Source organism: Chitinophaga sp., from assembly GCF_036569185.1.
Taxonomy (GTDB): domain Bacteria; phylum Bacteroidota; class Bacteroidia; order Chitinophagales; family Chitinophagaceae; genus Chitinophaga.
Genome location: NZ_DATCRD010000418.1, coordinates 1 through 11947, shown reverse-complemented (window position 1 = coordinate 11947; position 11947 = coordinate 1). Strand labels below are relative to the sequence as shown.

The 11947-nt window shown below is 47.1% G+C and carries 11 protein-coding genes; 4 read left to right on the top strand and 7 right to left on the bottom strand.

Annotation, left to right across the window (positions count from 1 at the left end; all coding sequences use genetic code 11):
- Positions 1-130: 130 nt before the first annotated feature.
- Positions 131-985 carry a DUF1080 domain-containing protein gene (locus VIM72_RS31365; protein WP_332006739.1) on the bottom strand — a complete coding sequence of 285 codons (855 nt, stop codon included), beginning with the start codon at positions 983-985 and terminating at the stop codon, positions 131-133.
- A gap of 103 nt (positions 986-1088) precedes the next feature.
- Between VIM72_RS31365 and VIM72_RS31360 the strand changes: the two genes are divergently transcribed.
- Both VIM72_RS31360 and VIM72_RS31355 read left to right on the top strand, forming a co-directional pair.
- Positions 1089-1730, top strand: a complete 642-nt coding sequence (locus VIM72_RS31360; protein WP_332006738.1) for a hypothetical protein — start codon at positions 1089-1091, stop codon at positions 1728-1730.
- Between the two features lie 192 nt (positions 1731-1922).
- Positions 1923-2654: an SRPBCC family protein gene (locus tag VIM72_RS31355; protein WP_332006737.1), complete on the top strand. Its 732-nt coding sequence runs from the start codon at positions 1923-1925 to the stop codon at positions 2652-2654.
- Between the two features lie 74 nt (positions 2655-2728).
- On the opposite strand, the gene VIM72_RS31350 is transcribed toward VIM72_RS31355, so the two are convergent.
- The 4 genes from VIM72_RS31350 to VIM72_RS31335 form a co-directional block, all read right to left on the bottom strand.
- Positions 2729-3031, bottom strand: a complete 303-nt coding sequence (locus VIM72_RS31350; RefSeq protein ID WP_332006736.1) for a YtxH domain-containing protein — start codon at positions 3029-3031, stop codon at positions 2729-2731.
- Positions 3032-3799: 768 nt separating this feature from the next.
- Complete coding sequence (locus tag VIM72_RS31345) at positions 3800-5053, bottom strand: TlpA disulfide reductase family protein (RefSeq protein ID WP_332006735.1); 1254 nt, start codon at positions 5051-5053, stop codon at positions 3800-3802.
- A gap of 4 nt (positions 5054-5057) precedes the next feature.
- Positions 5058-5747 (bottom strand): YggS family pyridoxal phosphate-dependent enzyme, encoded by a 690-nt coding sequence (locus VIM72_RS31340; RefSeq protein WP_332006734.1) that lies wholly within the window; start codon positions 5745-5747, stop codon positions 5058-5060.
- Positions 5748-5963: 216 nt separating this feature from the next.
- A complete protein-coding gene (locus tag VIM72_RS31335; protein ID WP_332006733.1) occupies positions 5964-7103 on the bottom strand; it encodes an acyl-CoA dehydrogenase in 1140 nt (379 codons plus the stop codon).
- A 238-nt stretch (positions 7104-7341) separates the two neighbouring features.
- Here VIM72_RS31335 and VIM72_RS31330 point away from each other — a divergent pair, with 238 nt between their 5' ends.
- Complete coding sequence (locus VIM72_RS31330) at positions 7342-8289, top strand: arginase (protein ID WP_332006732.1); 948 nt, start codon at positions 7342-7344, stop codon at positions 8287-8289.
- Positions 8290-8301: 12 nt separating this feature from the next.
- Here VIM72_RS31330 and VIM72_RS31325 read toward each other — a convergent pair whose 3' ends face one another.
- Positions 8302-9387, bottom strand: coding sequence for a DUF3810 domain-containing protein (locus VIM72_RS31325; RefSeq protein ID WP_332006731.1), 1086 nt, complete (start codon positions 9385-9387; stop codon positions 8302-8304).
- A gap of 15 nt (positions 9388-9402) precedes the next feature.
- Between VIM72_RS31325 and VIM72_RS31320 the strand changes: the two genes are divergently transcribed.
- Positions 9403-10281 (top strand): fructosamine kinase family protein, encoded by an 879-nt coding sequence (locus tag VIM72_RS31320; protein WP_332006730.1) that lies wholly within the window; start codon positions 9403-9405, stop codon positions 10279-10281.
- Here the strand turns inward: VIM72_RS31320 and VIM72_RS31315 are convergent.
- Positions 10282-11947 (bottom strand): response regulator (locus VIM72_RS31315; protein ID WP_332006729.1); only part of this gene is annotated, 1666 nt, incomplete at its 5' end.

Below are 11947 nucleotides of genomic sequence, written 5' to 3'. Positions count from 1 at the left end.
CATAAACGGTTTCATATGAGCAAGAAATCATTGCCTGTACTGGCTGCCTTCCTGTTGTTTGCAGTTGCGGGCTGCGTGCCGCCAAGAAGACCACCCCGGCCACCGAAGCCGCCCCGTCCCCGTCATCACGTCATTTTGCCTTTTTCGCTCCCGGCCGGTGTTGCAGCAGGTGAAGGATCCTATTCAGTTTAACGGGGTCGTTGATGTAGGGCGACAGGTCAAACAGTTCTACTTTCCGGAAGGCCACCGGGTGACTTTCACTTTGCAGGGAAATGGAGCCTTCAGACAGCAGTTTGCCTTCCTGTAGCAGTCCGGGTTTCACGTGCGATACACTGCCTCCGCCCATTTGCGGTTTATTGTATACAATAACGGTATCTCCTTCCACAATGTGTTTGATCACCGAGTCGCGGAGTACAAGCGCTTCTGCCCGCACCCATACATCGCCATGATAGGTTTTGGAAGTGGAGCTGATGCAGTGGTCTTTAATGAGCTTCCCGTTCATCACCACGTTGGTACCGGGCGTGCAGAGGTTTGCTGTAGAGCGGGGATCCTTGCCGTTGCCGCCCAGCAGCTGCTCTTCCAGGGAAATGGGAAAGTCCTGGTCTTTGGTCATGGTAGCTGCGGTTTGCCCGTGAAGCATGATACCGCTGTTGCGGAATGCCCACCCGGGACCGCCTTTCACCTGTTCTCCCGTGAATTTGTATTCCACCACCACGAGGTAAGCGGAGAAATTCTTTTTATAAAAGATGTGCCCGTATTGTTCTTTAAACTCATCGTATTGATCATAGCTTACTTTCAGCATGCCGCTGTCGACCCGGAAGGTATTACCATAGTTATCGTTCAGGTCATGCCCCGTGATTTTGATGTCCCAGTCTTTCAGGTCCTTGCCATTAAAGAGTTTCAACCATTTATTGGGGGCAATTTCCTTTTGGGCTGAGCTTTGGAGGCCGGCCAGCAGCAGCAATGCGGTCAATACTTTTTTCATGTATTCTTTTATTTAAAGGGTTAAGATACCCCTTCGTACAGATAAATGCAAGACGCATCTGGCATATAATTCGTTAAAACATCTGTAATTGACATACTTTCTTATGCAAACACTATTACGTTTACCTTTCCTTTTCTGGATATTGGCAGCCCCCGCTGTTTACGGACAGGAGAATAACAACTGGCAACAGGCATTGGAGCAGCAGCTGCAGGTATTGGAATCTGCAGAACCGGCAGCATGGCCTCCCAGGATAGACACGCTTACCATGCTGGCCCAAGCGCATCCGGACGAATGGCTGCTACAGTATTATGCCGGCTGGGCAGCTACGCAGTTATCGTTTAAATCAGGTAAAAAAGAGGCCGAGTCATTATGCCGGGAAGCTGAACCTTTTGTGAAAAAGGCGTTGCAGCTGCAGCCGGGCAACACCGAAACACTGGCATTGATGGGTTACTGGCTCTCGGCTAAGATCAACGCTGCTCCTTCGCGGGGAGCTTCCCTGGGCGCACAAAGCAGGAATTATGCAGAAAAGGCTATAGCAGCCGATTCCACCAACCCCAGGGCATGGCTGGTGAAAGCATTGAATATTTATTACACACCGGCTATTTTTGGTGGCGGTAAGCAACGGGCAAAACCCACCGTTGATATTACGGCTGCACGGTTTGCTGCCTTTAAACCGGAAAATGCGCTGGCGCCTAACTGGGGGCAACAGATTTTTGATGTACTGATGGCATCTTACCGGCAATGATATTTTCCCGGATTCTTATCAGCGTTATCCCCGAAAATATTATTCAGTACTGTGTAAGAAATTACGCACCGTGCCAGATGCGCCACAGGATCATAACAGACATTTTAATATCTATTTATTTAAATATCAATAACTTATTTCATTTTAATCAAAAGTGCAGGGTTTTAGCTGTAAGTTCCCCAAACTGTATATATGAGTTCCTTAACACAACAACTTCAATTGCAAGATCCACAACAACCAAAAGCAGGGTCCTTATATGATAGCTCTAATATCATCAATGTTACGCCCGAAGGCAGGATTGTGTCTATTTTCACCGGCGCATGGCTGGTAGGCAATGCGATCAGCAAGGTAGACAAGTCTCCCGTATCCAGTCTTATTAAACTGCTGGGAGCCGGTTACCTGTTGTATAGGGGAATCAGTGGCAACGACCTGGTGAATGGTCTTTTCGGCAAGCGGAAACCCGACAGGCACACGGCGGCTATAAATATCAGGACTACTGTTTCCATTGATAATCCGAAAGAGGAAGTATATTATTTCTGGCGGCAGCTGAACAACCTGCCGGTATTTATGAAGCATTTGCAGTCGGTAGAAGAAACGGATCCGTTCCACTCTCATTGGGTGGTAAAAGGACCTGGAGGCATTGGTACGCTGGAGTGGGATGCAGAAATTGTGAAAGAGGTGCCGGGGGAACTGATCGGCTGGCGGTCATTGCCAGGATCTTCCATTGCTACAGCAGGCAGGGTTACTTTCCGTGAAGCCTTTAATGGCGGAACTGAAATTGACGTAATGATCACTTACCGGCCACCTGCGGGATATGTTGGCTCAGGACTGGCCTGGCTGTTGAATCCGGCGTTTGAAAATATGCTGGTGAAAGATATCAGACGTTTTAAAAACTATATGGAAACCGGCGAAATCCTTAAATAACTCTGGAAAAAGAAAGAAGCGGAGATAATGAACCACCTGTTTGTTATCTCCGCTTCTTTTTATGTAAACTATCATTATGATAATGCTTCTCTCCTGAACCTGTTGTATACGCCCTGGCTCTTATTGATCAATTTGAGCACCCTTTGGCGGACATCGTCCTGCAAACCGGCTATTTCATGTTCGAATACTTCTTTCAGATCAGATAAATCCTCCCCTCCTTTTCCTACCAGGCCATTGATCTTATGGCGCCAGTCATCTGCCGTTGTTTTAATCTTTTTACGGGTTTTGTCACCACTATCGGGGGCTGTCAGTAACCCGATCACTAAACCGGTAGTTAAGCCGGCTATAGCACCTGCAAGAAATTTCGTTGTAGACATAGTTTCTGGATTTTTATGGTTTAACAAATGATCGGTGTGCATGGTTCATTCACACTATAACCCGAAATTTTCAAATATCAGGCCATTAACAAACTGTAGGGAAGTTCCGGTCTTAAAGAAATGTTATAGTAAGATAAAAGAGAGAGAAAACCACCTGCTAAAGGAGAGTAAATGTACCAGTATCAATATCGTGAAAAATCGAAGGAACGCTATCCAGGACAACATCAGAGTTGACATTGTCCCGGCAGGTGGATAAGATAAGCGTATTAGATAATGGAATTTATAAAAGGTCAAACGGAGCAGTAAAATAATTACATTCTGGTATTTTTCAAACCTTTTTGAAAGAAATGAAATAATAAATTTTATTAAAAAGTAAATACTCCCCGGAAAGCAAATACCACAGAGGATTCGTGTGTTTCGGCGAAATATTATATAATTATACAATATCTTTCATATAATACCTTTTTAGCCCGAATATCTGAAAAGCACCAGGTATGAAAATGAAATGTTAATAGGAAAATAACGCGGATTTTGTCTGACTCAGGATTATGATGATTTCAATGATTATACTGATTTTACTTTTTGAATTTATAATTAAGGGAGATGAGAACAGTATATCCGCTTTCATCTCCCCTAATTTTTTAAACTCTAAATAAAATCAAAGTAATCATTATAATCAGCGTAATCAGTGTTCCAAGACAAGAACATCTGCCCGGGCCATACTTAGCCTGTGTTTTCAGCGTGGGCATAAGGTGGGCCTGATGCCTCCTACTTTGCATCCAGCATATTGGAAACCAACCGGTTAAAGTCGGCCTGGAATTGCTCATAATGCTCACCTGTTCCGGGACCGGAGAAGCCGGTATGTACTTCCTCTACGTTTCCTTTTTTATTTATGAAAATGGTGGTGGGAAAGCCTTTGATACCGGTAAGCTGCGGGAGTGTTTTTTCCCCTTTTTCAGGATCAGCGGGCGTTACGCCGGTGATCAGTACCGGGTAGTGTACATCAAAACGTTTGAGGAAGCCTTCCAGCGCACGTTTGGACTTGTCGAAATCCGTGGTGCGCTCGTAGGCGAGCCCTATCACTTCCACGCCACGGTCCTTGTTCTTTTCGTACCATTTGCTGAGGAAGCCGGTTTCGTCCATACAATTGGGGCACCAGGAGCCCATGAGAGTTATGATGACCACTTTATTCCTGAAGCGGTCGTCTTTGATGCTTACTTTATTGCCGTTAAGATCAGGGAAGGTAAAGTCCAGTTGTTGCTGGCCTGGTTTCATGGTGGCAATGGTCCTTTCATCGGGGAGTTTAGCGGTATCGTTTTTCACGGCAGTCCAGTATTCCAGCCCATCGCCGATGCCGGCAAAGAAGCGGCCGCCGGTGATGCTGTCTTTCCCTATGCGGGCTGTGAAGAGGTAAGCATGGGAGCCATCGAAGGTAGAAAGACGGAGGCTATCGCCGTCTACAACGCCGTCGAGAAAGCGGTAATCGCCGGTGGTAGTGAGGAAAGTACCCTGTACAGTATTACCCGATTGTTTGAACTCGCCGATGGCGGTGGATGGCGCTTTGTCTTTATCTTTTGCAGATACGAATCGTGTTACCCAGCGACCGGACACGTTAGCCGTGGCTGGTGCGCTAACGGCAAAACGTTCTGCTTTACCTGCTATGGCAGAGAATGGAATGCTTACATCCTTATCGGCCAGATGCCTTATCCATAGGCCTTCCGCGGCGCTGTCGGAGTTAAGCTTTGCCTTGAATTCCGAATCAAAGAAAGGCATTTTGATCAGGAGGGAATCGCCTGTTACAGTCACTTCATCAACCAGTAATTTATCTGTTGCATTAAGCACATAGAGCACTTTTTTGCCGGCGGTATCTTTTACTTCGAAATTGAAAACGATGTCTGCCCCATCGTTACGATGCAGTTTCGCCTGCCACACACCATTGGCAAGACTTTTAGCGGTATGGCCGGTATTGCATGCGCTGAAAGCCAGGCCCATACCTGCCAGGAAGATGGATAATTTTCCCATAAGACTACAATTTTGAATAGTTCCTTTCGCCAAAGAGCAGGCTACCGATACGTACCAGGGTACTCCCTTCCTGCAGGGCGAGGTGGTAGTCGGCGCTCATGCCAATGGACAGTTCTTTAAAATACGGTTCGTTGTTAAAATAAGTGGTTTTAACGGATCCGAATAATTCATGGAGCTGGTGGAACTCTTCACGGATCTGTGTTTCATTGGTAGTATTGGTAGCCATGCCCATCATGCCGGTAATGCGTACCTGTGCAAAAGCGGATGGATTGGCCTGGTAAGTTTGCAACAGTTGCTGTAACTCCTGTGCATCCATACCAAACTTTGTTTCTTCTGCCGCAATGTGCACCTGTAACAGGCAGTGAATGATCCGTTGGTGTTTGGCTGCTTGTTTATTGATTTCCTGCAGCAGTTTTAAACTATCCACTGCATGAATGGTATGTACAAACGGCGCGATGAATTTTACTTTATTGGATTGCAGGTGCCCAATAAAATGCCATTCTATATCAGCTGGTAAAAGCGTTTGTTTTTCTGTCAGTTCCTGTACGTAATTCTCTCCGAAGATCCTTTGTCCTGCTGCATAGAACGCAGCAATATCCTCTACCGGTTTCGTTTTCGAAACGGCCACCAACCGGGCGTTAAATGGTTTCAGCCGGTCGAGTACTTCCTGGTATGCTTCTAAATTGATTGCCATCGCGCAAAGATACGCGGATTTTGTCTGACTCAGGATTAAACTGATTAGACTGATTACCCGGATTTGATCATTTAGATTTTAAAGGATTGGGGGAGATATCAGCGAAAGTTATATATCCGCTTATATCTCCCCGAATCTTTTTTAATCATTACAAAATCTAATCAGTGTAATCAGTCTAATCAGTTTAATCCTGAGTCAGACAACATCCGCGGCAAGCTACGCGAGGATGCTCCTGCTGATAACGATGCGTTGTACTTCGGAAGTGCCTTCATAGATCTGGGTGATCTTGGCGTCGCGCATGAGGCGTTCCACGTGGTATTCTTTTACGTAGCCGTAGCCGCCGTGCACCTGCACTGCTTCGGTGGTTACCCACATGGCGGTTTCAGAGGCAAACACCTTGGCCATGGAGCTGCTGAGGGTATAATCGAGGTGCTGATCTTTATCCCATGCGGCTTTGAGGCATAGCAGGCGCGCACTTTCTATGCGGGTGGCCATATCGGCCAGTTTGAACTGGATGGCCTGGTGCTGGGATATTTCTTTACCAAATGCTTTTCTTTCCTTGGAGTATTTAAGGGCCAGTTCATAGGCGCCGCTGGCGATGCCCAGCGCCTGGGAAGCGATACCAATACGGCCGCCGGCAAGGGTTTTCATAGCAAATTTAAACCCGAAGCCATCCTCTCCTATCCTGTTCTCCTTGGGTACTTTTACATCCTGGAACATTACGCTGTGGGTATCGCTGCCGCGGATACCCAGTTTATTTTCTTTGGCGCCGATAGTGATACCGGGCATTCCCTTTTCTACTATAAGGGCGTTGATGCCTTTACTTCCTTTTTCAGGATGGGTTTGTGCCATTACCAGGTATACGCTGGCGGAATTACCATTGGTGATCCAGTTTTTGGTACCATTAAGCAGGTAATGATCGCCTTTATCTTCAGCGATGGTACGCTGGGAAGTGGCGTCGGATCCGGCTTCCGGCTCACTGAGCATAAATGCGCCTATGATCTGCCCGGATGCCAGGGGCACCAGGTATTTCTGTTTCTGTTCTTCTGTACCAAACGTTTCGAGGCCCCAGCATACCAGGGAATTATTAACGCTCATCACCACAGAGGCGGAAGCATCTACCTTTGATATTTCTTCCATTGCCAGTACATAGGAAATCGCATCCAGTCCTGCCCCACCATATTTCGGGCTTACCATCATACCGAGGAAACCGAGTTCTCCCAGTTTTTTAATCTGTTCTGCAGGAAACTTCTGGTGCTCATCTCTCTCTATTACTCCGGGCAATAGTTCATTGACAGCAAAATCGCGTGCTGCCTTTTGTATCATCAGATGTTCTTCCGTCAATTGAAAATCCATGGTGTATAATTTTATAAGGTAATCCACTCAAATTATTTATAAATCAGCAGCTAAAAAAATAGCCCGGTTAAAATTCAATGTTGTCAACCAGAACCGGGGAAATATTGAACAAATCGCTACAATAACGCTACTGTATTGGATTTGGTTCAGATATTATATGCAAGTTTTTCACCATTGCATGTTCGGCTGCTTTGGGCGTTCACATAAAATCCTGTAGCTTGCCTTTAATGCTATTTTTATGAAGAACATTAAAATAATAGAAGTAAAATCAGAAATAGGAGCAGGTACGCGTGGCGCCAGTTTGGGAGTAGATGCTATTAAGATTGCCGCGCTGGACTTTATGAGCAACTTTTTTGTACACTTCCCCACCGAAGCAATTGAAACGGAAAATAAGCTGTTGTTTGAACCTATTGAATCGCCCTATGCCAAAAGGATCAAAGGCACTTTTAACATGTACGAGCGCATCAGTAAAAGCGTGTGCGAAACCGTAAAGGCCAACTGGTTCCCGGTGCTGCTTTCCGGCGATCACAGCACCGCAGGCGCCACCATTGCAGGTTTAAAAATGGCGCATCCAAAAGCCAAGCTGGGAGTGATATGGATAGATGCGCATGCCGACCTTCACACGCCTTATACCACGCCTTCCGGCAATATGCATGGGATGCCGCTGGCTACGGCTATAGCAGAAGACAATATGGACTGCAAGGTGCACGACCTGGATGAAAATACTGTCAAAATGTGGAATGCCCTGAAGAACATCGGGAAAATAGCCCCGAAGGTGCTTCCTGAAGATATTGTATTTATTTCACTGCGGGATTATGAGAAAGAAGAAGATCACCTGATCAAGCAATATGGTATGAAAGTGATCACTACCAGTGAGGTACGCCGGAAAGGACCGGAAAATATTTCCCGTTCCGTGTTCCGTTACCTGAGCGATTGCGAGTATATCTATGTTTCGTTTGATGTAGACAGCCTGGACGCTTCCATTTCCAAAGGTACCGGCACGCCGGTAAGTAACGGCCTGCGCGAGCGTGAGGCGGAAGACCTGATCGCCAAGTTCATGCAGCATCGCAAGATCTGCTGTTTCGAGATCACGGAAGTGAACCCTACACTGGACCGGGAAAACCTGATGGCAGAAATAGCCTTTAATATCCTGCAGCGCAGCGTGAATGTGCTGATGATGAACTGATGTTGATGTTTGTTATAATTTGAAATAGGCGATGAGCCAGCCGGTTACCTCGCTGTAACTGCGGATGCCCTTATCCTGTTTGTTGGCTTTAAGGTAGCGGTCGTACAGGAAGGAAGAGTAGGCATCTACTTTCCCGGTGTAGGGCTCATAGAAATCAATGATCGCTTTATAGTCGGCCTTTACACCCGGGAGCGCCTTTTGCCAGATGTTATGTGCAAGCGTGGTATCGCGGCGGGCCAGCTGGCGTACGCTGTAAAGGAACATATCAAAATTGGCGGCATAACGGAAATGGCTATCCGGAATACTGGTAGCCGCCAGGTAACCTACAAAATTAGCTTCTTCTTCCGGCGCATAACCGATCTGGTGAGCAATTTCATGACAGGAAACAAATGGCAGCAATACACCGGGAACAGTAGTATTTACCTGTGCTTCATTGGTGAACGGATTAAGATAACCCGTAACGCCGGGGTAGTTAAGCCAGTGCCCGAATACAGCCGGTTTAATGCTGGGCGCCCTGTACCGCAGGGCTGGCCAGGTTTTGGCCGCAGCATCATAGGCGGCAATGGCGCGCTCAAAAACCGGTTTACCGGTGGTATCTGTTTTCATGATACCGGCAGTATCGCCGGTATTGGTCTTTTCCAGGTTAACCAGCTGCAATAAGGTGTCGGACAGCTGATAGAGTTGCTGCGTATTATAGGCGCCGGTAACGACGAGGCGGGTATCGCGGGCCAGGGAGTTGCGCTCGTAGTTAAAACCCCATAATACCAGGAAGGCCAGGTAAACGCTCAGGAGGAATTGTACCCCGCGAAGCAACTGGAATCCCAGGGCTTCCCAGCGGGCACGGATGAGTTTATAACATAGTTTTAACAAATAGAGTATTCCTCCGATAATCCAGGCAGTATATATTACATCGCCAATACTAAATGGAACTATACCTGTTACTTGTCTGAACGCCAAACTACTCCAGCTGTACCACCTGTGAAAGTAGAAATCGCCGAAGCGGTTACTCCAGGCGAATAATCCTTTTAACAACAGTATAGCCGTAAGTGTTAGTACAATACGGACGATTTTCTTTTTAATCCGGACTTTTGTCTCCATATAATGTGGCGGATCATGATAGATGAAATTCTACAAAAACAGTTAAGCGCGGCACTTTCCGAACAATTGAAAGTAAAAATACATATTAATGAAGCAAAAACCGTGCATGGTGGCGATATTAACGAATCTTTTCGTATAGCCACCAACGAGGGTTATTTTTTTATTAAGATGAACGATGCGGTGAAATACCCGGATATGTTCAGGCAGGAGCACGCAGGTTTGCTGGAACTTCAGGGCGCCAGGGCCCTGCATACGCCAAAGCCGCTGGCATACGGCAGTGTAGGCAGTCGGGCCTACCTGTTGCTGGAATTCCTGACGAAGGGACAGGCTGTGGCTGATTTCTGGGACGATTTTGCAATATCGCTGGCGAAGCAGCACCGTGTAACACAGCCTCATTATGGGTATGCCGGGGCAAATTATGTGGGCAGCCTGAAGCAGTATAATACGCCTTACAGCAGCTGGCCCGTGTTTTATGCGTTTAACCGTTTGTTGCCGCTGATCCGGATGGCGTACGACCAGCAGCTGGTTGACAAACAGCTGGTACAACAGGTAGAGCGGTTATGCCGGAAGTTGCCGCAGTTATTCCCGGCAGAGGTGCCTGCGTTGCTGCACGGCGATCTGTGGTCAGGTAATTTTATGGTGGGGAGTAACGGGCGCGCCTGTATTTTTGATCCGTCGGTATACTACGGGCACCGGGAAATGGATCTGGCGATGACGCGGCTTTTCGGAGGTTTTGATACAAGATTTTATTACGCTTACCAGGCCGCTTATCCTTTGCAGCCGGGATGGCAGCAACGGATAGGCGTTTGCCAGTTGTACCCGTTGATGGTACATTTTATTTTGTTTGGCGGTAATTACTACAATAGTATCAGAGAGGTCCTGCAATCGTACTGATCATTCCCCGTGGGCATCAATAAAATCGCGCATCTTGCCATATTCTTCTTCCACTATGGGATAGTAGCGGTTTACATCTGCCGTAATTTCATCAAAAAGCCGGCAGATCTCAGTGCTATGCAGGTCCTGGTTGATACGGAGGTAATTTTCCAGCTCCTGCATTTTGGCGCTGATCCAGGTAAGGCCCACCATGGCGAAATTCGGTTTTAGTTTATGTACCTGGAATTTCATGGCTTCCCATTCATGGTTATCCACCATTGTTTGCAGTTTAGCGATTTCATCACGGATAGTTCTGATAAAAATTTCAAAAAGGTCAGCGGCATAGGAAATATTGCTCTCATATAGATCTGTGAGATACCTGACGTCCAAATCATTATTAAACTCAAATCCGCTTAAATTCTGCACTTCTTCCATTATTAGTTCTGTTTCGTCTTCGTTGAGATATTTATTAAAAATCTGTAGTAACTGATCCGGTGTATAGGGTTTGGTAAGTATATCTGTTATTCCTGCAGCCCTTGCCATGGTAGCCGTACTTTCCATGGCTACCGCCGTGGTGGCGATCACCGGTGTGGCCACGTTGGGTTGTGTTTCATCTGCCCTGATTTTCTGAGCCAGTTCCATGCCATTCATACCGGGGATACGGATATCCATCAGGATAAGATCGTATTGCCGTGATTCCAGGAACCAGGTAGCGTCCGGGCCATTGGTAGCGAGCTGGTAATTGATCCTGTATTTTTCCAGCAGGCTCATCATATAGCGCAGGTTCATCTGGTTATCTTCCACCACCAGTACCCTGGCGTTTTCGAATGACCTTTGCAGGAGTTTCCTGCTCAGTTTACCGGTATTTACGGTGAGTGGCCGGCGGCTATCCAGGAAGGGGATATTAAAACTGAAGCAGGTATTAAACCCGGGGAGCTCTTCCACGGTGATGTTGCCGCCCTGGATCTCCACGAGTTGTTTTACGATAGCGAGCCCCAGGCCTGTACCGCCGTATTTTTCACGTATATCGCCTTCCGCCTGTTTATAGTTTCTGAAGATGAGTTCCAGTTTATCTTTTTTGATACCGATGCCTGTATCACTTACCCGGAAGCGTATCCAGAGCTTGTTATCCTGCCAGCTTTCCTGGGTGGCAGTGATAGCAATTTCACCTTCATTGGTGAACTTCTCTGCATTACCTAACAAATTGATTAGTATTTGGTTCAATAGCACGTCGTCGCCAATAAGCCAGGTATTGAGGGCGGTATCCAGTTCAGCGGTTATTTTTACCGGGCGGCGGCCCAGTTTGAGCTCAAAGGTATTGCGTAAAGACTGGATCAGTTCACGAAGGTTGAATTCGCGTTGGTTAACCTGTATTTCCCTGGCTTCTATGCGGGAAATATCGAGAATATCACTGACTATGCCCAGCAGTATGCCTGAAGAGTTTTTGAGGATATTCACATATTCCTGTTGCTGCGGGTCCAGCTGGGTTTCTTCCAGCAGGTGGGCCATGCCGATGATGGCATTGAGGGGGGTACGGATCTCGTGGCTCATACTGGCCAGGAAATCTTTCTGGGCGCGCTGGGCGTCTTCCGCCTGGCGGCGCGCTGTTTCCAGTTCCTGCTGCAGTTTTTTCTGGTCGGTGATATCCATATGGATCCCTGCCCCGCCGGTGATATTGCCGTGGCGG

Bases quoted from the DNA above. Each gene is read 5' to 3' on its own strand.
- VIM72_RS31330 (WP_332006732.1), top strand. From the start codon at position 7,342: ATGAAGAACATTAAAATAATAGAAGTAAAATCAGAAATAGGAGCAGGT.
- VIM72_RS31320 (WP_332006730.1), top strand. From the start codon at position 9,403: ATGATAGATGAAATTCTACAAAAACAGTTAAGCGCGGCACTTTCCGAA.
- VIM72_RS31325 (WP_332006731.1), bottom strand. From the start codon at position 9,387: ATGGAGACAAAAGTCCGGATTAAAAAGAAAATCGTCCGTATTGTACTA.
- VIM72_RS31345 (WP_332006735.1), bottom strand. From the start codon at position 5,053: ATGGGAAAATTATCCATCTTCCTGGCAGGTATGGGCCTGGCTTTCAGC.
- VIM72_RS31350 (WP_332006736.1), bottom strand. From the start codon at position 3,031: ATGTCTACAACGAAATTTCTTGCAGGTGCTATAGCCGGCTTAACTACC.
- VIM72_RS31360 (WP_332006738.1), top strand. From the start codon at position 1,089: ATGCAAACACTATTACGTTTACCTTTCCTTTTCTGGATATTGGCAGCC.
- VIM72_RS31335 (WP_332006733.1), bottom strand. From the start codon at position 7,103: ATGGATTTTCAATTGACGGAAGAACATCTGATGATACAAAAGGCAGCA.
- VIM72_RS31365 (WP_332006739.1), bottom strand. From the start codon at position 985: ATGAAAAAAGTATTGACCGCATTGCTGCTGCTGGCCGGCCTCCAAAGC.
- VIM72_RS31355 (WP_332006737.1), top strand. From the start codon at position 1,923: ATGAGTTCCTTAACACAACAACTTCAATTGCAAGATCCACAACAACCA.
- VIM72_RS31340 (WP_332006734.1), bottom strand. From the start codon at position 5,747: ATGGCAATCAATTTAGAAGCATACCAGGAAGTACTCGACCGGCTGAAA.